18 protein-coding genes and 1 pseudogene are annotated in these 20,819 nt (G+C 73.6%); 9 read left to right on the top strand and 10 right to left on the bottom strand.

Features of this window, described 5'->3' with window-relative positions; genetic code table 11:
- The first annotated feature begins 101 nt into the window (after positions 1 to 101).
- Positions 102 to 1,298: a glycoside hydrolase family 26 protein gene (locus tag ACFY8O_RS17730; protein ID WP_387903271.1), complete on the top strand. Its 1,197-nt coding sequence runs from the start codon at positions 102 to 104 to the stop codon at positions 1,296 to 1,298.
- Between the two features lie 182 nt (positions 1,299 to 1,480).
- Here ACFY8O_RS17730 and ACFY8O_RS17735 read toward each other — a convergent pair whose 3' ends face one another.
- Positions 1,481 to 2,893 carry a hypothetical protein gene (locus tag ACFY8O_RS17735; RefSeq protein WP_387903274.1) on the bottom strand — a complete coding sequence of 471 codons (1,413 nt, stop codon included), beginning with the start codon at positions 2,891 to 2,893 and terminating at the stop codon, positions 1,481 to 1,483.
- Positions 2,894 to 3,056: 163 nt separating this feature from the next.
- On the opposite strand from ACFY8O_RS17735, the gene ACFY8O_RS17740 reads away from it, so the two are divergent.
- Positions 3,057 to 4,328 (top strand): molybdopterin-dependent oxidoreductase, encoded by a 1,272-nt coding sequence (locus ACFY8O_RS17740; protein WP_387903276.1) that lies wholly within the window; start codon positions 3,057 to 3,059, stop codon positions 4,326 to 4,328.
- Positions 4,329 to 4,638: 310 nt separating this feature from the next.
- On the opposite strand, the gene ACFY8O_RS17745 is transcribed toward ACFY8O_RS17740, so the two are convergent.
- The 3 genes from ACFY8O_RS17745 to ACFY8O_RS17755 are packed head-to-tail and all read right to left on the bottom strand — an operon-like array spanning position 4,639 to position 6,805.
- Positions 4,639 to 5,421, bottom strand: a complete 783-nt coding sequence (locus ACFY8O_RS17745) for a class I SAM-dependent methyltransferase (RefSeq protein ID WP_145812784.1) — start codon at positions 5,419 to 5,421, stop codon at positions 4,639 to 4,641.
- Complete coding sequence (locus ACFY8O_RS17750) at positions 5,418 to 6,065, bottom strand: TIGR04282 family arsenosugar biosynthesis glycosyltransferase (RefSeq protein ID WP_387903719.1); 648 nt, start codon at positions 6,063 to 6,065, stop codon at positions 5,418 to 5,420. The genes ACFY8O_RS17745 and ACFY8O_RS17750 overlap by 4 nt, the downstream gene beginning before the upstream one ends.
- An 8-nt stretch (positions 6,066 to 6,073) precedes the next feature.
- The gene (locus ACFY8O_RS17755; protein ID WP_387903279.1) at positions 6,074 to 6,805 is read right to left on the bottom strand and encodes a glycosyltransferase family 2 protein; all 732 of its coding nucleotides are present in this window, start codon (positions 6,803 to 6,805) and stop codon (positions 6,074 to 6,076) included.
- Between the two features lie 123 nt (positions 6,806 to 6,928).
- On the opposite strand from ACFY8O_RS17755, the gene ACFY8O_RS17760 reads away from it, so the two are divergent.
- Together ACFY8O_RS17760 and ACFY8O_RS17765 are read left to right on the top strand one after the other, a co-directional pair.
- The gene (locus ACFY8O_RS17760; protein ID WP_387903281.1) at positions 6,929 to 7,699 is read left to right on the top strand and encodes a response regulator transcription factor; all 771 of its coding nucleotides are present in this window, start codon (positions 6,929 to 6,931) and stop codon (positions 7,697 to 7,699) included.
- 4 nt (positions 7,700 to 7,703) lie between these two features.
- On the top strand, positions 7,704 to 8,816 hold the full coding sequence (locus ACFY8O_RS17765) for a sensor histidine kinase (RefSeq protein ID WP_387903284.1): 1,113 nt from the start codon (positions 7,704 to 7,706) through the stop codon (positions 8,814 to 8,816).
- A gap of 24 nt (positions 8,817 to 8,840) precedes the next feature.
- Here the strand turns inward: ACFY8O_RS17765 and ACFY8O_RS17770 are convergent, their stop codons facing one another.
- Positions 8,841 to 9,923: an NAD-dependent epimerase/dehydratase family protein gene (locus ACFY8O_RS17770; RefSeq protein ID WP_387903286.1), complete on the bottom strand. Its 1,083-nt coding sequence runs from the start codon at positions 9,921 to 9,923 to the stop codon at positions 8,841 to 8,843.
- 236 nt (positions 9,924 to 10,159) lie between these two features.
- On the opposite strand from ACFY8O_RS17770, the gene dhaK reads away from it, so the two are divergent.
- The 3 genes from dhaK (at position 10,160) to ACFY8O_RS17785 (ending at position 12,248) form a co-directional block, all read left to right on the top strand.
- The gene (gene dhaK, locus ACFY8O_RS17775; protein WP_387903289.1) at positions 10,160 to 11,152 is read left to right on the top strand and encodes a dihydroxyacetone kinase subunit DhaK; all 993 of its coding nucleotides are present in this window, start codon (positions 10,160 to 10,162) and stop codon (positions 11,150 to 11,152) included.
- 71 nt (positions 11,153 to 11,223) lie between these two features.
- On the top strand, positions 11,224 to 11,841 hold the full coding sequence (dhaL, locus tag ACFY8O_RS17780) for a dihydroxyacetone kinase subunit DhaL (RefSeq protein WP_387903292.1): 618 nt from the start codon (positions 11,224 to 11,226) through the stop codon (positions 11,839 to 11,841).
- Positions 11,838 to 12,248 carry a PTS-dependent dihydroxyacetone kinase phosphotransferase subunit DhaM gene (locus ACFY8O_RS17785; protein WP_145812801.1) on the top strand — a complete coding sequence of 137 codons (411 nt, stop codon included), beginning with the start codon at positions 11,838 to 11,840 and terminating at the stop codon, positions 12,246 to 12,248. The genes dhaL and ACFY8O_RS17785 overlap by 4 nt, the downstream gene beginning before the upstream one ends.
- A gap of 219 nt (positions 12,249 to 12,467) precedes the next feature.
- Here ACFY8O_RS17785 and ACFY8O_RS17790 read toward each other — a convergent pair whose 3' ends face one another.
- Positions 12,468 to 12,620, bottom strand: a complete 153-nt coding sequence (locus ACFY8O_RS17790) for a cellulose binding domain-containing protein (protein WP_387903295.1) — start codon at positions 12,618 to 12,620, stop codon at positions 12,468 to 12,470.
- Positions 12,621 to 12,636: 16 nt separating this feature from the next.
- The gene (locus ACFY8O_RS17795; RefSeq protein WP_387903298.1) at positions 12,637 to 16,128 is read right to left on the bottom strand and encodes a phosphodiester glycosidase family protein; all 3,492 of its coding nucleotides are present in this window, start codon (positions 16,126 to 16,128) and stop codon (positions 12,637 to 12,639) included.
- Between the two features lie 206 nt (positions 16,129 to 16,334).
- Here ACFY8O_RS17795 and ACFY8O_RS17800 point away from each other — a divergent pair, with 206 nt between their 5' ends.
- On the top strand, positions 16,335 to 16,841 hold the full coding sequence (locus ACFY8O_RS17800; protein ID WP_387903301.1) for an NUDIX domain-containing protein: 507 nt from the start codon (positions 16,335 to 16,337) through the stop codon (positions 16,839 to 16,841).
- On the opposite strand, the pseudogene ACFY8O_RS17805 reads toward ACFY8O_RS17800, so the two are convergent.
- The 3 genes and pseudogenes from ACFY8O_RS17805 to ACFY8O_RS17815 all read right to left on the bottom strand — a co-directional run.
- A pseudogene (locus tag ACFY8O_RS17805) lies at positions 16,805 to 17,068 on the bottom strand (ABC transporter ATP-binding protein); the annotation flags it as partial. The gene ACFY8O_RS17800 and the pseudogene ACFY8O_RS17805 sit on opposite strands and share 37 nt — an antisense overlap.
- Before the next feature lie 349 nt (positions 17,069 to 17,417).
- The gene (locus ACFY8O_RS17810; RefSeq protein ID WP_387903722.1) at positions 17,418 to 18,635 is read right to left on the bottom strand and encodes a PP2C family protein-serine/threonine phosphatase; all 1,218 of its coding nucleotides are present in this window, start codon (positions 18,633 to 18,635) and stop codon (positions 17,418 to 17,420) included.
- Positions 18,636 to 18,665: 30 nt separating this feature from the next.
- Entirely contained in the window at positions 18,666 to 19,469 is an 804-nt protein-coding gene (locus ACFY8O_RS17815; RefSeq protein WP_387903304.1) for a GNAT family N-acetyltransferase, read from the bottom strand.
- Positions 19,470 to 19,915: 446 nt separating this feature from the next.
- Between ACFY8O_RS17815 and ACFY8O_RS17820 the strand changes: the two genes are divergently transcribed.
- Entirely contained in the window at positions 19,916 to 20,788 is an 873-nt protein-coding gene (locus ACFY8O_RS17820) for an RNA polymerase sigma factor SigF (protein ID WP_387903307.1), read from the top strand.
- The last annotated feature ends 31 nt before the right edge of the window (positions 20,789 to 20,819 follow it).

Genomic DNA, 20,819 nt, shown 5'->3' on the forward strand with positions numbered 1-20,819 from the left:
TGTCGCGAATGGTCTATCCGCGGGCCGTCCCATCGCCCGTAGTCGAATTCTTCTCCTTAAGGTCGGAAGCGTCGGATACAGGCGCAACCCAAGGAGGAGCCGTGCCCGCACAGCGCCGTCTCATCAATGCCGGCATCGGGGCTGCCGTGCTCGGCCTTCTCGTCGGTGGCGCGCTCGTCACGGACCATGACGGCGGCGGCACCCAGTCCGGAAAGGGCGCCGCGCCGGCACCGCCCGGCGCCGGCGCGACCACCGCCGTCGGCGCCTACCTGGACTACGGCCCGCAGGGCGTCCAGCGGATGCAGGAGCTGTCACGCTGGCTCGGCGGCACGGAGCTGCGCGTCGGGCACAGCTATCTGCCGGGCGACCTCTGGGAGAACATCGAGGGCCGCCCCGGCTTCCTCGCCGCGTGGGCCGCCTGGCGCAAGGGCGCCGACGACCGCATGTTCGTCCTCAACACACCCATGCTGGAACGCAACGAGGAGCGCGTCCCCGACAGCGAGGTGCGGACGCTCCTGCGTGCGGGCGCCGAAGGTGAGTTCGACGAGCACTTCCGCCGACTGGCCGAGAAGCTGGTCCTGCTGGGCGTGCCGGACACGGTGATCGTCCTCGGGTGGGAGATGAACGGGACGACCTACACACACCGGTGCGGTCCCGATCCCGTGGCGTGGAAGGCGTACTGGAACCGCATCGTCACGACCATGCGGTCCGTGGCCGGCCAGGAGTTCCGCTTCGACTTCGCGCCGAGCCGTGGGCGGGACGCGGTGCCCTGGACCGAGTGCTACCCGGGTGACGACGTCGTGGACATCATCGGCATGGACTCCTACGACCAGCCCCCGGCGCGGACCTTCGACGAGCAGGTGAACGAACCGTACGGCCTGCAGAAGCAGGTCGACTTCGCGGCCGAGCACGGCAAGCCGATCTCCTTCCCGGAGTGGGGCCTCTTCCGCAACGGCGACAACCCCGAGTACATGCGCCGCATGCTGGAGTGGATGGAGCGGCACAAGCCGCTCTACCAGACCATCACGGACTACTGCCCGCACGGTGTGTGGCAGTGCTCCGAGAACCCCGAGTCCTCACGGGTGTTCCGCGAGATGCTGAGCGGACTGCCGGACGCCACCGGGCCCTCGGCTCCCGCACCGGACCCGAGCGGGACACCGGAAACCCCGAAGCCCGACAAGCCCACGCCCACGACGCCCCTGCCGGACACGAACGAGGACGGGTGGTGCTTCACCGTCCCGCTGAGCGACTGGTTCGGCCAGTGGCTGGGCGAGCGCGAGTTCTGCCTGCGCGACTGAGGGCAGGAGGCGCGTCCCGGGAACGCGTTCCCGGGACGCGCCGGCGTACCGCACGAGGGACGGCCAGTTCGCCGGCCGGTCCGGGTCCCCGGGGCACGGAGACCTTCGAGGCGTGGCTCGCCCGCACGGTGGCACGGTGCGCATGACAGGAGGCAGCCCGCCGGGGGCTGCCCCTCCGTCGCTCACCACCCGGTCCACAGCAGGTGGTTGACGAGAAGGGCGAGGACGGCCTGGGCGGCGAGCCGGCGACGCGTGCCGATGTCCGGAAGCAGAGCGGCAACGGGCATCAGCCAGACGACGAACGGCTGCCAGATGCGTTCCGTCTCCGCCTTGCTCATCCCGGACAGGTCCGCGGCGGCGATGGCCAGGAGCGCGGCCAGGGTGAGAAGCGCGAGTCGCTGGGAAGCGGTCGTGGTGCCGGGACGCAGTGCGCGTACGGCGGCGGGGGCCGACACCGCCGCGCGGCGCAGGCCGGCGACGGTGGCGAGTCCGGCGGCGAGAGTCGTGCAGGCGAGGTTCGCCCAGACCCAGTAGGAGTAGGGACGGGTTCCGCCCGCGCCCTGGTAATAGCGCTCGACGAGCAGGTGGTAGGCCTCCCACCAGTGGAAGCCCGCCAGGGTGAAGGCCACGGGGACGACGAGTGCGCCGAGCAGGAAGGGGCCGAGCGGGCGCGCGGTCCGGGCCAGCACGAGCACGGCTGCCGCCAGGACCGCGATGAGGGTCAGGCCGTAACTCAGGTAGCAGGTGAACCCGAACAGCAGTCCGGATCCGAGCGCGGCGGCTGCCGGGTGCCGGGCCGTGCGCGTCGCGGCCAGGGCCAGCAGCGCCACGGACCACGCCGCGACGGCGGCGAAGTAGCCGTCCGCCGAGGTGCCGGTCCAGACGGCGAACGGGGCGAGGACGAGGAAGGGAGCCGCGCGCCGCGCCAGGTGTTCCCCCGTCAGGGCGCGCAGCGCGACCATGACGGCCACGGCGGCCGAGCCGCCGAGCACGATGCACCACATGCCCGCCCATGCGCCGCCCCCGAGTCCCACGCGGTCCAGACCGACGAAGGTGAGCGTGGCTCCCGGTGGGTGGCCGGCGACGTGGGCGGGCCAGTTGCCCGGCGGCCCGATCACGATGTGGTCGGTGAAACCGCGCAGGGCGGCGCCGATGTCGTCGAAGCGGTCGATCACGCGCAGGTATTCGTGCTTGGTGGTCAGCCTGCGCGCGATCCCCCGGTACCAGCCCTCGATGAGGGCGAGCGAGAGGATCCACGCCACCGAGCCGGTCCAGCAGGTGAGCAGCAGCCGCCTCCAGGGGAGCCGAGCCGCGAGCTGCGGCCCGTGGGCGACGACCGCCACCGCCACCGCCACGGCAGCCGGGGTACCAGGGCCGACGTGCGGATCCCAGGAGGCGAGGAGGGGCGGCCAGTGGACCTGCAGGCTGCCGTCGCCCTCCTGGATCACCCATCCGACCGCTATGGCCACGGCCACCAGCAGGGCTCCCGCCGCGGCTGCCGTCAGGTCGGCCCGGCGGTCGGCGGACCCGTCGGCGGGGGCCGGCCCGGTTTCTTCGGGGGGCCGGATCCGGTCGCTGCGTTCCTCGGTCGTCACGCACGCACGCTACGCATCGAAGAGGTCCGGCGGCCGGTGCGACGCCGCCGCGTCACACAACCGTCAGATTCTGCGGCCGGTGACGCACCCCCGAGCGTGACGTCAGACTTTCGTCAGGAGTCGTACGCACCTGGGAGCGGCGTCCACGGCATAACGTCGGCACATGCGCGACAGACCCCGGCGAACCGGTGCACGCCTCCCCTCCCCCGGGCTCCCTCTCCCCACCGAGCCCGCCTTCTGGCGCAGTCCGGTGCGCGGGGTGCGGTTCACGGCCGTACTCGGCCTGGTGCTCCTCGTCGGCATGCCCCTGCTGTTCGTCACGGGCCTTCTGTCGTACGCGGCGTACAACCCGGACCTCGCGGCCGTGAACGACAAGACGCCCGGCAAGGGGTGGCTGGGCTTCTACCTCTTCGACTGGCCCACGGGCCCTCACTGGCTGTACCGGCTGACCCAGGGCGTCCACGTCACCCTGGGGATCGTCATCGTGCCCGTGCTCCTGGCCAAGCTGTGGTCGGTGATCCCGAAGCTGTTCACGCTGCCGCCCGTGAGATCTGCCGCGCATGCCCTGGAGCGCCTGTCGCTCATGCTGCTCGTCGGCGGGGCGCTCTTCGAATGCGTCACCGGACTGCTCAACATCCAGTTGGAGTACCTCTTCCCCGGATCGTTCTACCCCCTGCACTTCTACGGGGCGTGGGTCTTCTTCGCCGCTTTCCTCGCCCATACGTGTCTCAAGCTCCCCCGGGCGCTACGGGTCCTGCGCCACGGGCTTCCCACGGGGGAGAGCGACGAACTCGCGTCGTCGCGCCCCGCCCCGCCCACCGTCTCGCGGCGCGGCGCCCTCGCCGTCGTGGGGGCGGGGTCGCTGCTCCTTCTCGTGACCTCCGCCGGCCGGAGCTTCGACGGCGGGCTGCGGCGGACCGCCCTGCTGACGCCGCGCGGTGGTGCCGAACCCGGCCAGGGGCCCAACGGCTTCCAGATCAACAAGACCGCCGCGAAGGTGGGCATCGTTCCGGCCGCCACGGGGGAACGCTGGCGGCTCACCGTCGTCGGGCCGGCCGGGGAGATCCGGTTGTCCCGGGCGGACCTCCTGGACATGCAGCAGCACAGTGCGGCCCTGCCCATCGCCTGTGTGGAGGGCTGGTCGACATCCGACCAGTGGTGGCGCGGGGTCCCTCTGCGGGATCTGGCCGCGCTCGCCGGCTTCCCCGACGGCCCGCCGGGGGTGCTGGTGGAGTCGCTCCAGCGCAGCGGGCCGTTCAGGAGGGTGGCGCTCAGGGACAACCAGGTGCGCGACCCGCGCTCCCTGCTGGCGCTGGGCGTCAACGGTGAGCCCCTGTCACCGGATCACGGCTACCCGGCGCGCGTCATCGTCCCGGCCGCCCCCGGAGTGATGAACACCAAATGGGTGAACCGCCTGACGTTCGGAGAGCTGTGATGCGGGTGCTGCGCCGCTGGTACGGGGAAGGACCTCTGCACCTGCTGCTGATGGTCTCGTCGTCGGCCCTCGCGGCTTACGCGGGGGTGCGGCTGCTCGACGGGGACACACTCATGATCCTCGTGTGGTTCCTGGGCGCCGCTCTCCTGCACGACCTCGTGCTGGTGCCGCTGTACTCTGCGGCCGACCGGGCGCTGCGGATCCCTCTCGCCCGGCGGCCGTCGCTGGTGAACTTCGTACGGGTCCCGCTCCTGCTGTCCGGGCTGCTCCTGCTGATGTGGTTCCCGCTGATCACGCGTCACGCGGAGCGCTACGAGCCTGCCGCCGGGATGTCCCCCGACAGGTTCCTGGGGAACTGGCTGCTGATCACGGCCGCGCTCTTCGCCGTGTCGGCGCTCTGGCTGGTCGTCCGGACCGTCCGGGCGCGGCGGAAGGCGAGGAACGGGCGGCCGTCGGCCTCCCATTGATCGACGGGCCTCCAGTCCTCCGCCCGGGCGTACGCCAGCAGCGCGGACACCCCGGCGCGGGCCCAGGGGAAGGGGGGCGCCGCACCAGCGGGCTCCCGGCCGTCGTCGATGCGTACCTGGACCTGCTCGTCCACGTCGTGGGGCGCGGCCTCGGTGAGGAGCAGTCCGCCCGGGGCCAGCACGGAGGCGACCCGGCGGAGCAGGGCGCGGGGGTCACCGCCGATCCCGATGTTGCCGTCGATGAGCAGGGCCGTACCCCAACGGCCCTCACCGGGCAGCGGCTCGAACACACTGCGGCGGAGCGCCGAACCCCCCATCCGCTGGGTGCGTCCGATGGCGGCTTCGCTGACGTCGATGCCCAGCGCGCGGTGCCCGCGCGCGGCCAGCGCCGCCACCAGCCGCCCGGGGCCGCAGCCGATGTCGATGACCGGCCCCTCGCTGCGGCGGAGCGCCGACAGATCGGCGGCATCGGCGTCGGCGCACCAGCGTTCGACGTCCAGCGGCAGGAGCCACCCGTCCGTCCGGCGGAGGAAGAGCGGGCCGTGACCGCTGGTCAGCGCGCGCGCGTACGGATCGGCCCCCCAGGGAGCGTAGGACGGCCCCGCCGGCGGCAGTACCGTGCTCATCGGACCGCCGCCCCGCCGAGGCGGGTGAGGGTGTCGGCGAACCGGCCGCGGGGCGCGGCGGCGGCGACGTGCAGCGCGTCCTCGGCGGTGTCCACGTCGCGCAGGGAGGGCAGGTTCCGCACGGCGAGGCCCGCGCCGGTCAGGCGCGCCCGCTGGATCTCGCCCGTGTCGGGGCGGGACATCGGTACGCCCCGTACGAGGCCGGGGTCGGGGACCGCGAGGCCCAGAGCCCAGAAGCCTCCGTCCTCGGCCGGCCCGAACCATGCGTCGCAGCCGTCCCAGCCGCCCGGTGAGAGCGCCGGCGCCAGCAGCGACGGGGTGATCTGCGGGGTGTCCATGCCGATGAGCAGGGCCGGTCCGGTGCAGGTGCCGAAGGCCGCCGCGATGCGTGCGTCGAGGGTGCCTGCGCACTGGGGCAGCACCTCGTAACCCGACGGCGTCCAGGGGCCGGGGCGCCCTTCGAGGACCAGGACCCGTCGCAGGGCGGGCAGGGTGAGCACGGTCCGCAGGGTGTCCTCGAGCGCCGCGGCGGCGAGTTCCGCGGCCTCGCCGGGAGTGAAGGGCGGCGTGAGCCGGGTCTTGACCCGGCCGGGGACCGGCTCCTTGGCGATGACGAGCAGCGTCGTCGTGCCGGCGGCCGGCATCCGTGCGCTCACCGGGACACCTCCGCCGCGACGCCCCACGGGGCCGGGGGCCGGGGCTGCCGCAGCACCGCCCGCATGTCCCGCACCGCGTGCCAGGTGCCCCGCCAGGTACCGGTGACCTTGGACTTCCCCGTCCGGGGGAGGTACGGCACGTCCGTCTCGGCGACGCGCAGTCCGGCGTCCGAGGCGCGCACCACCATCTGGAGCGGGTAGCCGCTGCGACGGTCCGTCAGGTCGAGCGCCAGCAGCGCTTCGCGGCGTGCGGCCCGCATCGGCCCGAGGTCGTGCAACCGCAGACCGGTACGGCGGCGGAGCATGCCGGACAGCGCGATGTTGCCCAGCCTGGCGTGCAGGGGCCAGGCGCCGCAGGCCGTGGGGCGGCGCCGGCCCAGAAGGAGGTCGCTCTCCCCCTCGGCGATCCGCCGGACGAAGCCGGGAAGCAGGGCCGGGTCGAGCGAGCCGTCGCAGTCGCAGAAGCAGACGTACTCCGCCTCGGCGGCGAGCAGTCCGGCGTGGCAGGCGGATCCGAAGCCACGGCGCGGTTCGTGGACGACGGTCGCACCGAGCGAGCGCGCGACGGCCGCCGAGCCGTCGGTGGATCCGTTGTCGACGACGATGGCCCGCCACCCTTCGGGAACGCGGGCCAGGACCCGGGGCAGGGCCTCGGCCTCGTCGAGGCAGGGCAGGACGATGTCGGCTCGGATGGGGTGGGCGGGGTCCGCCGGTGCTGAGTCGGTCACGTCGATCACCCTACGGAGCGAAATCCGGCATTTCGGGCTTCAGGTTCTTACGAAACGTGGACGTCGACCGTGTGGCCGCCCAGGGGCATCCGGACGGACGCCCGGTGATGCCACAGTGGCACCATGCAGAACACCCCCTCCCCCGCGAACGTCCGGGGCGCCTCACCGGGGGGCCGCGGGCCCGGCGTGTCGCACGGCCGCGTCCTCGTCGTGGACGACGATCCGACGGTCGCGGAGGTCGCCGCGGGATACCTGGAACGCGCGGGCTACGACGTCGAGCGGGCGGGCGACGGCCTCGCCGCCCTGGAGCGTTTCGCGGCGCTGCGGCCCGACCTGGTGGTGCTCGATCTGATGCTGCCCGGCATGGACGGCTTCGAGGTGTGCCGGCGCATGCGCGCGCAGGGGCCCGTGCCCGTCGTGATGCTCACCGCGCGGGGGGACGAGGACGACAGGATCCTCGGTCTGGAGACCGGTGCGGACGACTACGTGACCAAGCCCTTCAGCCCACGTGAGCTCGTGCTGCGCGTGGAGGCCGTGCTTCGCCGGGGCCGGCGGACGGACCTGTCCTCGCCCGCCCGGCTGAGCGGCGCCGGGCTCTGCCTGGAGCCGCTCGCCCGGCGCGCCACCCGTGACGGGAAGGACCTCGCTCTCACCCTCCGGGAGTTCGATCTGCTCGTGTTCTTCCTGAGCCACCCGGGCCAGGCCTTCACCCGTGAGGAGCTGATGCGGGAGGTCTGGGGCTGGGACTTCGGCGACCTCTCGACCGTGACGGTCCATGTGCGCCGGCTGCGCGGCAAGGTCGAGACCGACCCCGCCCGTCCCGCTCTGATCCGGACGGTGTGGGGCGTGGGGTACCGCCTGGACCTGCCGGACGACGACGTACCCGGGAACTGATCACATGACCGACCTGCTGCTCATCGCCCTCCTCGCCCTTCTCGGCGCCGTCACGGCCGGGCTGCTGGGCGCCCTGGCCCTGCGGCTGCTCCGGCACCGCCCCCTGGTGGTCTCCCTGACCGTGGTCGCCGCGGTGGCCGTCACGGCGATGCTGGCGGGGACCCTGGCCGTGGCCTGGGCGATGTTCCTCTCCCCGCACGACCTGACGGTGGTGACCACCGTCGTCGCCATGGCCGCCGTCGTCTCCCTCGCGACGGCGATGCTGCTGGGCCGCTGGGTGGCCGCCAGGAGCCGGGACCTGACGATGGCCGCCCGCGACTTCGGGGAAGGGGGGACGTTCGCGGCGCCGGAGGGGCAGTCCACCGCCGAACTCGACGCGCTCACCCGTGAACTGGCGGCGACGAGCGCGAAGCTCGAGAGCTCCCGGGAGCGCGAGCGCGCCCTGGAGCGGTCGCGCCGCGAGCTCGTCGCCTGGATCTCGCACGACCTCCGGACTCCTCTGACCGGGCTGCGCGCCATGTCCGAGGCCCTGGAGGACGGCCTGGCCCAGGACTCCGGCCGTTACCTGCGGCAGATTCGCAGGGAGGTGGAGCGCATGAACGACATGGTCGGCGATCTCTTCGAACTCTCCCGGATCCATGCCGGGTCACTCACCCTGGCTCCCACCCGGGTGTCCGCCCACGACCTGGTCGGCGACGCGCTGGCCGGGGCCCATCCGCTGGCCCGTGAACACGGGGTCCGTCTCATCGGTGACCGGGTGGACGCCGTGCCCGTGGAGGTGGACAGCAAGGAGATGAGCCGGGTCCTGGGCAACCTCCTGATCAACGCGATCCGGCGGACCCCCGCCGACGGAACGGTCGCGGTGGCCGCGCAGAGCTCATCCGACGGTCTCGTGCTCTCGGTGACCGACGGCTGCGGCGGGATCCCCGAGGAGGACCTCGCGCGCGTGTTCGACACGGGGTGGAGGGGCAGCCCGGCCCGCACGCCGCCCGCCGGGGCGGGCCTCGGCCTCGCCATCGTCCGGGGGATCGTCGAGGCGCACTCCGGCCGGGCGGACGTGCGGAACGTGGCCGGCGGCTGCTGCTTCGAAGTCACTCTCCCCGCCGCGCGGGGCTGAGCCGGGGCCGCCCCCGGCCCTCCGTCACCGGTCCGCCCGTGCCCTCAGGAGCGCCGTGGCGAATTCCCGCATCCCCTCGCCGAAGTCCGTCTCCGGCTTCCAGCCGAGCTCGTCGCGCAGGCGGCGCGAGTCCGCGGTCACGTGGCGGACGTCGCCGAGCCGGTACTCACCGGTGACGACGGGGGCGGGACCACCGTGGGCCGCGGCCAGGGCGCGGGCCATCTCGCCGATGGTGTGCGGTGTGCCGCTTCCGGTGTTGTAGGCGTCGAAGGTGCCCGGCTCGCGCTCCCGCAGCGCCGCGAGTGCCACGGCGTTGGCCGAGGCCACGTCCCGCACGTGCACGAAGTCGCGCCGCTGACCGCCATCCTCGAACACCCGGGGGGCCTCGCCGCGTGCCAGGGCGGAACGGAAGAAGGACGCGACCCCGGCGTACGGGGTGTCCCGCGGCATCCCCGGCCCGTACACGTTGTGGTAGCGCAGCGCGACGGCCCGCCCGCCCGTGGCGCGTGTCCACGCGGCGGCGAGGTGTTCCTGTGCCAGCTTGGTCGCCGCGTAGACGTTGCGCGGGTCGCCCGCCGCGTCCTCGGTGACCAGACCCGGCACCAGTTCCGCGCCGCACGCCGGGCAGCGCGGCTCGAACTGTCCGGCGTCGAGGTCGGCGACAGCCCTGGGACCCGGCCTGACCGCACCGTGCCGGGGGCAGTCGTACCGCCCTTCGCCGTAGACCACCATCGAGCCGGCGAGCACCAGGTCCCGGACCCCGGCCGCCGCCATCCCGGCGAGCAGCACGGCGGTGCCGAGGTCGTTGCAGCCGACGTACTCCGGGGCGTCGGCGAAGTCCTTGCCGAGGCCGACCATGGCCGCCTGGTGGCAGACGGCGTCCACCCCGGCCAGCGCTCCGGCCACCGTGTCCCGGTCCCGTACGTCCCCCACGATCGTCCGGACACCTGACGGCAGGGGGTCGTCCACGGAGCGCCCGGGCCCGGCGGGCCCGTGCGCGGAGGGCAGCAGTGCGTCGAGGACCACCGGCTCGTGCCCGCCCGAGGCGAGCGTCCGGACGATGGACGACCCGATGAACCCGGCTCCGCCGGTGACCAGTACACGCATGGCCGCCACGCTAGGCCGCCCGGAGAGCGCGGGACGGTGCGGCGCGCCCACGTCACCGGACCGTAAGACACGGCCGGTGGCGGAGGCGACGCGGCGGGGGCGGCCCCCGACGCGTCGCTTCCCGATCACGCGGCCGTCTTCGATACTGGGGGGCGTACGCAGCTGAGACACGAGGACCGGATTCACGCTGACGGCCGGCCCGACCGGACGGCCGGAGCTCTCCCCAGGAGGAACCGTTGCGCATGCTCATCAACGTGCCGGAGACCGTCGTCGCGGACGGACTGCGCGGAATGGCCGCGGCCCACCCCGAGCTGGTCGTGGACCCCGAGAACCGTCTCGTCGTCCGCCGTGACGCCCCGGTCCCCGGAAAGGTGGCGCTGGTCTCCGGTGGCGGGTCCGGGCACGAACCGCTGCACGCGGGGTTCGTCGGGCCCGGCATGCTGTCGGCCGCGTGTCCCGGCGAGATCTTCACCTCGCCGGTGCCCGACCAGATGGTGCGTGCCGCCGCCGCTGTCGACAGCGGCGCGGGGGTGCTGTTCGTCGTGAAGAACTACACGGGCGACGTGCTGAACTTCGAGATGGCCGCCGAGCTCGCCGAGGACGAGGGAATCCAGGTCGCCCGGGTCGTGGTCGACGACGACGTCGCGGTGGCGGACAGCACGTTCACGGCGGGACGGCGGGGCACCGGGGCGACCCTGTTCGTCGAGAAGATCGCCGGCGCACTGGCCGACGAGGGCGCGCCGCTGGAGCGGGTGGAGTCCGTGGCGCGCAGGGTGAATGAGTCCTCCCGGAGCTTCGGGGTCGCCCTCAGCTCCGTCACCACACCGGCGAAGGGCTCGCCGATCTTCGATCTCCCGTCCGGTGAAATGGAGTTGGGCATCGGCATCCACGGCGAGCCCGGCCGGGAACGCCGCCCGATGATGACCTCCGGCGAGATCGCCGACTTCGCCGTCCACGCGGTGCTCGAGGACCTGCGGCCCAGCGGGCCCGTGCTGGTCCTGGTCAACGGGATGGGCGCGACCCCGCTGCTGGAGCTGTACGGGTTCACCGCGGAAGTGCGGCGGGTGCTGTCCGAGCGGGGCGTGTCGGTGGCTCGTACCCTGGTGGGGAACTACGTGACGTCGCTCGACATGGCGGGCTGTTCGGTGACGCTCTGCCAGGTGGACGAGGAGATGCTGCGCCTGTGGGACTCCCCGGTGGAGACACCCGCCCTCCGCTGGGGCCGGTGAGGGGGGCCTGCCCGCCCCTGGCCGTGAGAAGCACCGCGCGAGGAACCACCGTCCGAGGAACAGGAGTTCTTGTGCTCGACACCGATTTCTTCCGCCGCTGGATGAGCGCCACCGCGGCAGCCGTCGACCGGGAGGCGGACCGGCTGACGGAGCTCGACGCCGCGATCGGGGACGCCGACCACGGGATGAACATGCGCCGCGGCTTCAACGCGGTGTGCGAGGTACTGGAGAAGGAGGAACCCGCCACGCCGGGCGCCGTACTGACGTCGGCCGGGCGTCAGCTGATCTCCACGGTCGGCGGCGCGTCCGGTCCCCTGTACGGAACCCTGCTGCGCCGCACGGGCAAAGCGCTGGGCGACGACGCGGAGGTGACCGTCGGCCAGTTGGCGGCGGCTCTCGGGACGGGTGTCGCGGCGGTGGCACAGCTCGGCGGCGCGCGGGCCGGGGACAAGACGATGCTGGACGCCCTGCTCCCGGCCGTCGAGGTACTGGAATCCTCGTTCGGGGAGGCCGGTGACGCGGCGCTCGCGGGGGCGCTGGCGACCGTTCCGCTGCGGGCGCACAAGGGCAGGGCGAGCTATCTGGGCGAGCGCAGCATCGGGCACCAGGATCCGGGGGCGGCCTCGGCCGCCCTGCTGGTCGGGGCGCTCGCGGAGGCCGGGGAGCCGGGCGGGGAAGGGGCGGCATGACCGACGAGGAGCAGGTCGGGATCGTGCTGGTCTCGCACAGTGCGCCGGTGGCGCAGGCCGTGGCCGAGTTGGCCAAGGGGCTGGCGGCCGGTGGTGCGACGGCACCGGTGGCAGCGGCCGGCGGGACCTCGGCCGGAGGCCTGGGGACGAGTACGGAACTGATCGCCGAGGCGGCCAGGGCGGTCGACCGGGGCGCCGGGGTCGCGTTGCTCGTCGACCTCGGGAGCGCGGTGCTGACGGTGAAGTCCATGCTGGCGGACGGCGACGAACTCCCGCCCGGGGCACGGCTGGTGGACGCGCCCTTCGTCGAGGGCGCGGTGGCCGCACTGGTCACGGCGTCGGCCGGGGGCGATCTGGACACCGTGGAGGCGGCGGCCACGGACGCGTACGGATACCGGAAGACCTGAGCGCTGCAGCCGCGCCGGCCGCCCCCGCGGGGAGGGACGGCCGGCGCGCGTCTGCCGGGCGCGCGGCTCAGGGCGCCGGCGGACACGGCTCGGGGCGGGACGCGCCGCACGCCCTGCCGGGCACGGCCCGGGTCCGGGCTCCGCGGTGGGCCTGCCGGGCGTGGGTCCCGGGCAGGACGCACGGCGGAGCAGCCGCCCGGCCCGGGGCGCCACGAGGGCTCAGGCCACCGTGCGGGTGGCCCCGTTGAGCGTGAACGGGGCGGCCTTGGCGTGGGTGCCGGTGTAGGCACCCTGGAAGCCGAAGTACTGGCTGCCGCCCGCCTCGATCCGGCTCCCGGGACGGTCCGGGAGCCGCGCGGTCGAGGCGGCCACGGTGCGCGCCCACGCGTCAGGCCGCGGGCGCCACCGCCGCGGCCGTGATCCCGATCCGTACCTGCCGGGTGGTGCCGTTGACGGTCACCGCCAGGGTGACGGTGCCCGGCCGGAGCGCGGTGAGAGTGCCCGTGACCGGGTCGAGCGTCGCGACGTGCCGGCCCCGGGCCCGGTCCGCCGCGCCGATGTGGAGATCGGGGGAGCCGGTCCAGTCCGCGCTGAGCGGGAAGGCGACGGGCACGGCCCGCGCTCCCTGGACGACGCGCGCCTCGATCCGTGTGCGCTGACCCGCGACCAGCGTGGCGGGCGCGTCCAGGGACAGCTCGTCGACATGGGCGCGGGTCTGGGCCGAGACCCAGTCGGGGCCGCCGAGCCACGGCTGCCTGCGCGCCGCCGCCTGCTCCACGGGCGACACGCGGTCGGCGCCGATCAGACTCCAGCCAGTGAAGCCACCCTCGTCCGCGGGGCCTGCCGGTGCCTTGCCCGAGTTGCCGTTGACCAGGTACGGGACGCCGTCGACGTGCGCGGCGTGGAAGACCCCCACGTGGCTGCCGATCAGGGCCGCGCCCTTGCCCGTCGTACGGCGGAAGTCGGCGAGCCACCGCTCCACGAGCGCCGCCTCCTTGCGGTCGCTCAGCTGACTGCCCTTCTGCACGGTCGGGTCGCGGGGCGGTACGTGTTCGATCAGCATCACCGAGCCGACGGACCGGTCCCCCGCCGCCGCGTCCAGCTGGGCGCGCACCTCCTTGATCTGTGCGAAGCCTCCCCCGCGCAGGCTGAGACTCGACGTGTCGAGCGTGATGACGCGGGTGCCCTCGTGGTCGAACGTGCGCTGCGCGGGGCCGAACTGGGTGACGAAGTTGCCGATCGTGCCGCCCATCACCTCGTGGTTCCCGGGGACGTAGTACCAGGGAAGCCCGTCACCCAGCTCCTCCTCCAGGACCTGGCGGGCGAAGGCGAGGTCGGCGGGCGATCCCTCGTCCACGAGGTCGCCGTTGACGACCAGGAAGTCGGGCCGCGCCGCCTTGATCTCATGCAGGGTCCGGCGGGCCTGCTGGACGACGGGGCTGTCGGGGGCACGCGCGACGAACTGTGCGTCGGACATCACGGCGAACTGCCAGTCCCTGCCCTCTGTCGTCGCCGCGGAGTCGATCAGCGGATCCGCCGGCAGGGGCTGTTCAGGGATCTCGACGCGGGGCGGAACCTGGGCGGACAGGTCGTCGACGACGATCTCGCCGGTGTACTGGCGGGCGGCCGCGGTCTCGGCGAGGTAGAAGCGGTGGACGGACAGCGGGGTGGGCGCGCCCGCCGGCACGGCGAAGGTGACCTGCCGCCAGCCCGTCCAGGTGATGTAGGGCCCGCGCAGCAGCTGGTCCGAACCCGCCGCGTCCTTCAGGTGCAGCGTCGGCCAGGCGCCGTTGCCGTCGCCCTTGATCCAGAGGGCGTACGACTGCGGCCGGTCCGCCACCACGATCGGCTGCGGCGGGGCCGCGTATGCGGCGCGGGTGGCGGTGGAGCGGGTGAAGTCGTAGGTGAGCCGGAGTCCGGTGCCGGTGTGCCCGTCGGGCGTCTCGGCGAGCGAACCCTCGGCGCGTGCCTGGCTGAACTTCCAGGATGCCGCGTCCTCGAACCCGGCGACCGTCCGGTCGGTGAGGCCGACGCTCACCGCGAGGGTGGTGCTGACGCCCGCCACGGTGGCTTCGATCCGTCCCGCTCCGGTGCCGGTGAGGGACCGTACGGTGAAGGACCCCTTGCCGTCGTCCTCGACGGCGAAGAGCGCGTGGTCGTAGTCGAGGGTGAGGTCGCCTGGTTCGATCGGGGCGCTCGTGCCGTGGGCGTCGAAGCCGACGACGCCGAAGACGCCGGTGGCCTCCCCGTCCGCGAGTCCGACCCGTGGGGTGGTGGGCCGGATCCGCGCCAGCGGGCCGAGGACCGTGAGCCGGGTCTCGCCGTGGGCTCCCGCCCGTTCGGCCCGCACGGCGGTCGTTCCGCCGCGGCGTGCGGTGAACGTCCCGTCCTGGTCGACGCCGCCGATCGCCGGGCTGACGGCACGCCAGCGCGGGGTGCCCGCGGCTGGACCGTACGTCTCGTCGTGACCGGCCGCGGTGAGCGACCGGGTCAGGCCGGGGAAGACCCGCTCGGGGTGGCCGCCGGTCACCGGGTCGTCGCCGGGGGCGGCGCCGGCCGGCGTGCGCGTGCCGACCCAGAACCCTTCGAGCCGGCCGCTGCCGTCGGGGGCCGTCAGCGCGAGACCGTTGGGCACGGTGCGCTCACTGCCGTCGGAAGGGCTGTTCTCGACCTGGAGTGCGTCGGTGCCCGGCTCACGGGCGACGAGGGTGGAGGAGCCTCCTCCGTCGAGGTTCAGGGCGCTGTACGCGCCTGCCCCACGCATCATCTCGCCGAGTTCGGTGAGGGTGACACCGCCGCTGTCGGCCTGGCGGCCGTCGACCGTGACGACCTGCATGGTGCGGCCGTCCTTTGAGAACCCGACGGCGGTGCGGGGCGCCGCGGTGTTGTTGCCCTCGCCGTCGTGGTTCTGCGCCACGCCGTCGACGACGAGCAGCTCCCGCCCGCCCACCGCGGTGCGCGGCACCGGCCCGCCGTCGGTGCGCGCGTGGTACTCGAGCGAGACCGGGTCGCCGGGCTCCAGCGCGCGCAGCAGGGCGGCCCCCGCCTCACGGCCGACGAGGATCACGGTGTCCTCCGGCACGGGCCCCGACCCCGGGGAGCCGGACACGGAGACCACCGAGCCGTCGCGTACGGCCACTTCGGCCACGGGCTGCGCGGCGTCGACGGTCAGCGCGCGGTCCGCGCTCCCCCAGGCCGGCGTGTAGGCGCCGACACCCTGCGCCGGTACGTTCGCGGCGTTGTAAGCGGCCAGCGGATGCGCACCCGAGGGGAGAGTCAGGGTGCCCTCGAAGTACAGCTCGAGGATCCGGCCCGCGTTCTCCGGCCCGATGCCCACCGCCCGGTTGACGCCCGGGGCCGGCGAGTGGACGGGAGCGCCGTCCTCGATGCCGGGGCCCTGGGGCGCGCCCGTCTGGTTGATGTCGAAGAAGTCCGCGTTGATCGCCGCGACGGTGCGACGGCCCCGGCCGGCGTCGTGCCCGGCGGCGAGCTCGGAGACCGTGTGCCGGTCCGCGACCTTGCCCGAGGAGAGGTAGTCGGCGCGCACGTCGCTGCCGTCCAGGTCGACGGAGAGGGTGTCGACCCGCAGCCACTTGTCCGATTCCAGACGGTCGTACGAGCTCAGGCGGACGCCGGGGGCGACGGGCCGGGACGTGCGGGCCGTCTCGATGCCGTCACCGTCCAGGACGGACTTCGCCTCAGCCGAGGGCCCGCTCGCGGCGGGCGGGGCGACGGGTCTGAGGATCTCGGCGGTGGTGTACGGGCGGGGGTCCGGAGTCGTGTCGGCGGCGGCGGGTACGACGGCTCCGGCCGTCAGCCCGGCCACGGTCGCCAGCAGCACGAGGGGACGCAGCGTGCTGCGGAAGGTGCCTGGGCCCACAAATCCTCCTGGTGCGGAGCGGATTGCGCGCGAATCGCGCTGTCGGCCGACAGCATGACCGCGCGAGGGGGGACGCACCAGAGGGCAACGGGGACATCAGGAGGAACAGTGTGCGGCGATGGAGTGACCCTAGGCGCGCCTCGTCTCAGCGGTTCTGCTTGCCGGACGGGTGGCCTCGCGCCGGACCGGGCGGCACACTTGACGACATGTCGACAGTCAAGCGCAGTGCGGGGATCCTGCTCTTCCGCGTCGTCCCCGGCGCCGACGGCGGGCCGGACGCCGAGGTGCTGATCGGCCACATGGGCGGACCCTTCTGGGCCCACCGGGAGGCGGCGGCCTGGTCCGTCCCCAAGGGCGAGTACGAACCGGGCGAGGAGCCTGCCGCCGCCGCCCGCCGGGAGTTCGGGGAGGAATTCGGCCTGCCCCTTCCCGAGGGCGAGTGGGTCGCCCTCGGCGAGTCACGGCAGTCGGGCGGCAAGACGGTGACCGTCTGGGCCGTGGAGGCCGATCTCGACCCTGCCGGCGCCGTCCCCGGCACGTTCACCATGGAGTGGCCGAAGGGGTCCGGTGTGCTGCGGGAGTTCCCGGAGATGGACCGGTTCGCCTGGTGCACGCCGGACGAAGCCCTCGAACGGCTGGTGGCGGGCCAGCGGGTCTTCGTGGAGCGGCTCCTCGCTCACGTACGCGGCGGCCTCCCGGGCCCCGGGGCGTAGGCCCCGCGGGCCGCCACCACCCGGTCCGGCCGGATCTCCAGGCGGTCGCCGGTGAAGCGGGCGCGAAAGCCCGCGGTCGTGCGAGACGACCACGACCGCCCCCGGTGCCGTCCGAGCGCGGCCTCCAGCTCCGCGGCCGGGGCGAGGTGGTTGATCGGCTCGTCCAGGACCAGCACGGCCGCCGGGCGGGTGACCAGCCGTGCCGGGAGGAGCCCGCGCCGCTGCCCGGCGAGAGGCGGCCACGGGCGCGGTCCAGGCCGGCCTGCCGTCGCGGCCGGAGCCGGTGACGACGTGCTTCACGCGGGCCGGATGGGTGCCGACGGGGGTGCCCTGACAGGACTGTGCGCCGGTGCGCGGCCACGCCTGGTCGGGGCAGTCCGCGCTGTGACCGCCCTTGCCGACGTGGGCGGGACAGGAGGAGATCAGGTGACGTACCAGGTGCCTACGCCTCGGACCGGTGGTCCGAGGCGTAGGCGCGGAGACCGGTGGCGCTCTCGACGCCGCCTGCCAGGAGGCGCGGGCACGATGCCTTTGCCTGCGGCAGCGCCCTGAGCGTTCCGGAGGGACCGGGATGCGTCAAGAGCGGTGCGGGCCCGGCCTCGTGGGACTCTCCATGGCCCCGGCCCCGGCCCCGGGCGGCGGCGCCGGGCTGTCGTCCTTGGGAGGTCTGCTGAGCACAAGGACGGCGACGTCGTCACGCCGCACCCCGCCGGAGAACTCCTCCAGGTCCGCCAGGAGCGCCTCCAGCACCTGCGGTGGCTCGCACGCCGACCAGGTGCCGAGCCGCTCGTCGAAGGGGTAGAAGGCTCCGTTCGCGTCGCGCGCCTCGGTCACCCCGTCGGTGTAGACCATCAGGGCGGCGCCGTCGGGGAGCGCGAACGTCTCGGCGACGCGCGCCTCGCCGCTGAGCCCCCCGATGCCCAGGGGTACGGACGTCTCGTGCAGGGTGACCGGTGTCGCCCGCCCGTCGTGCAGCATTCTGGGCGGGAGATGGCCGCAGTTGACGACCTGGACGCGGTCGCCGTCGTCGAAACCGAGGACCAGGGCGGTGACGAAGCGCTCGGTCTCGCCCGTCTCGGCGGAGAAGGCGTTGTGCCGGACGACGGCGTCCTCGACGGCGTCGGCCACGGCGGTGAGTTCGTGCTCCCGCACGGCGGCCTCCCGGAACGCCCCCAGGGCGGCGAAACCCGCGCCGATCGCCTGAAGCCCCTTGCCCTGCACGTCTCCGATGATCACCCGTGTCCCGTGGGGCGACTGGACCACCTCGTAGATGTCGCCGCCCACGAAGCGGTCCTCCTCGATCGGCGCGTAGAGGCCGTGGGCACAGATCTGCCGCGTGACGATCGGGAGCGGGCGCAGGATCTGGCGCTGGAGCGCCACGGCGGCCGTGCGCAGCCTGGCCACCTCCGTCGCGTGCCGGATGCGCGCGGCGCACGCCACCACCCCCAGCGCGCTGGCGAGGGCCGTGAAGCCGAGGAGGAAGACCACGTCCCAGAACGCCTCGGTCGAGACGATGCGGGACCCCACGACGATCAGCATGACCCATACCGCCACGGCGGTGGTCTGGCGGACGGTGCAGAACACCGAGGCCAGTGCGGGCAGCACGACCAGCAGCGGGATGAGGGGGAGGTCGTTACCGGTGAGACTGTCGAGCAGGACCACCGCGACGGTCAGCAGGAGGAGCCAGAGGGCGAGTGCCCAGTTCCCGATCCGCGAGGCGCCCGCGGACGCCTCGCCCGGGGCCGCCCCGGGCGGAGACGCGCTGCGCGCCGCAGACCGGCGCCGGAGCCCCATGACCACGCCGCGCCTCCCGCATGTCCGTCCCTACCGTCCCACCTGTTCCAAGCTACCCGTCCCCCGGTCCGGGGTCCTGGCGTCCCCGTCCGCCCCGGTGCGGGCCGGGACGACGGCGCCGAGGAAGGAGGTCCTGCGGCGCAGCGCGAAGCCGAGGTTCTCGTAGAGCCGGACGGCGCCGGTGTTGGAGGCCGCCGCGTGCAGGAAGGGGGTCTCGCCGCGCTCCCTGATGCCGTGGGCGACGGCCCTGATGAGCCGGCTCGCGAGCCCTTGGCCCCGTACGGAGTCGTCGGTGCAGACACCGCTGATCTCGGTCCACCCGGTCGGGTGCAGCCGTTCCCCGGCCATGGCGACCAGGACCCCGGAGCGGCGGATCCCGAGATACGTGCCCAGTTCGACCGTGCGCGGCAGGAACGGGCCTGGCCTGGTGCGCTCGACCAGCTCCAGCATCTCCGGCACGTCGGCGGGGCCGAGGCGGACCGCTTGGGGGTCGGGCGCCGCGTCGACGTCCTGGTCCACCATCTGCACGCCCTCCGCGTGGAAGACGATCTCCCAGTCGGCCGGCGGGGGCTCCTGGAAGGCCGTGATGGCGACGGACGCCCCGGGGCCCGAGAGCGCGGCGACGTCGGCCCAGTCCTGGGCGTCCGGCCGTTCCGGGAGGGCGAGCCAGGGGGTGACGTCGGGCGGATAGCGCAGGATGCGCCCGCGCCGCTCGGCGAAGTGGGCGTGGGGGCCGGTCAGCGAGGACCAGGAGGGGTTGTCCAGGGGATGGGCCTGCTCACCTCCGGGCCCGTGCGCGGACAGGGGGGCGGGCAGTGGTGTGGCCTCGGGCATGGGCTCTCTCCGGGTGGCATCGACGGCCGGCGACAGGGGTGAAAGCCAGCTGCGCCCCGTACCTATTCCCGGGTCGCCCTCTGTTCATAAACGTGCAATCCGAGCGCGCGCCCGGCGTCGGGGCCCACGCGTGCGGGGGCACCGGCCGGGGCACCCGGACGGGGACGGCGAATCGTGCACCCACTGATCCGGATACGGCCCCAACGAGCCCCCGGCTGTGGCACTCTGGATACGGCCGCCCCACCGGGCTCCCCCGTACCGGTGGGGCGGTCCTGTGCGCTCTCGCACACAGGAGCACCTCGCAGTCCCGGGCCCCGGGGACGCTCTCGACGATTCCCGGCCAATGACGCGGCGGTTCTGGCTCAAAACGGCTTTCGCGTGCATGAGTTGGCCTCCATCGGGCAGGCGCCTGTCCTCGACGCCCACGACCTGAGGAGCGTGACGTGATGACGGCGGACATCGCACGGACCACGGCTGCGGAACGGGCAGGCGTCTCGGACGGGCTTCCCTGGATCGAGGACGCCGGGCAGGTCGCGCCGCAGGACGCGCGCCGGCTGTCGAAGCTGTTCTTCGACCGTCTGCAGACTCTGGACGAGGGCACGCACGAGTACCAGTACGCCCGGAACACGCTGATCGAGATGAACCTCTCCCTCGTACGGTTCGCCGCGGGGCGCTTCCGCAACCGCGGCAGTGGCGACATGGAGGACATCGTCCAGGTCGGCACCATCGGCCTGATCAAGGCCATCGACCGCTTCGACCTCTCCCGCGAGGTCGAGTTCACGTCGTTCGCGGTGCCGTACATCGTCGGCGAGATCAAGCGCTTCTTCCGCGACACCACCTGGTCGGTCCATGTGCCCCGCAGGCTGCAGGAGCTGCGGGTGGACCTGGCGAAGGCGAAGGAGAGGCTCGCGGCGGGCCTCGACCGGGACCCGACCGTGCGGGAGCTCGCCGAGCACCTCGGACTGGAGGAGGAAGAGGTCACCGAAGGCATCGTCGCGGCCAACGGCTACACGGCCGGCTCGCTGGACATGCCGGCCGACTCGGCGGAGCCCGCGGGCCGGGCGATCGGCGCGCGGACCTACGCGGACGTGCTGGGTGAACCGGATCCCGCGATGGAGTCGGTGGAGAACCTCCATACGCTCGCCCCGCTGCTGGGCGAGCTGGACGCACGGGAGCGCCGCATCATCGACATGCGGTTCGGCCTGGAGATGACACAGGCTCAGATCGGTGAAGAGCTCGGCATCTCGCAGATGCACGTCTCACGGCTGCTCAGCCGCATCCTGCGCACGTTGCGCAGCGGCATGTTCACGCAGGACTGAGCGAGCCTCCGCGGCAGAAGGCGTGGGACCG

The sequence above is a fragment of the Streptomyces argenteolus genome, assembly GCF_042902585.1.
Lineage (GTDB): Bacteria > Actinomycetota > Actinomycetes > Streptomycetales > Streptomycetaceae > Streptomyces > Streptomyces argenteolus.

Excerpts from the sequence above, each read along its gene's own strand:
- ACFY8O_RS17740 (WP_387903276.1), top strand. The coding sequence starts at position 3,057 with ATGCGCGACAGACCCCGGCGAACCGGTGCACGCCTCCCCTCCCCCGGG.
- ACFY8O_RS17745 (WP_145812784.1), bottom strand. The coding sequence starts at position 5,421 with ATGAGCACGGTACTGCCGCCGGCGGGGCCGTCCTACGCTCCCTGGGGG.
- ACFY8O_RS17750 (WP_387903719.1), bottom strand. The coding sequence starts at position 6,065 with ATGCCGGCCGCCGGCACGACGACGCTGCTCGTCATCGCCAAGGAGCCG.
- ACFY8O_RS17760 (WP_387903281.1), top strand. The coding sequence starts at position 6,929 with ATGCAGAACACCCCCTCCCCCGCGAACGTCCGGGGCGCCTCACCGGGG.
- ACFY8O_RS17765 (WP_387903284.1), top strand. The coding sequence starts at position 7,704 with ATGACCGACCTGCTGCTCATCGCCCTCCTCGCCCTTCTCGGCGCCGTC.
- ACFY8O_RS17770 (WP_387903286.1), bottom strand. The coding sequence starts at position 9,923 with ATGCGTGTACTGGTCACCGGCGGAGCCGGGTTCATCGGGTCGTCCATC.
- ACFY8O_RS17785 (WP_145812801.1), top strand. The coding sequence starts at position 11,838 with ATGACCGACGAGGAGCAGGTCGGGATCGTGCTGGTCTCGCACAGTGCG.
- ACFY8O_RS17800 (WP_387903301.1), top strand. The coding sequence starts at position 16,335 with ATGTCGACAGTCAAGCGCAGTGCGGGGATCCTGCTCTTCCGCGTCGTC.
- ACFY8O_RS17810 (WP_387903722.1), bottom strand. The coding sequence starts at position 18,635 with ATGGGGCTCCGGCGCCGGTCTGCGGCGCGCAGCGCGTCTCCGCCCGGG.
- ACFY8O_RS17815 (WP_387903304.1), bottom strand. The coding sequence starts at position 19,469 with ATGCCCGAGGCCACACCACTGCCCGCCCCCCTGTCCGCGCACGGGCCC.
- ACFY8O_RS17820 (WP_387903307.1), top strand. The coding sequence starts at position 19,916 with ATGACGGCGGACATCGCACGGACCACGGCTGCGGAACGGGCAGGCGTC.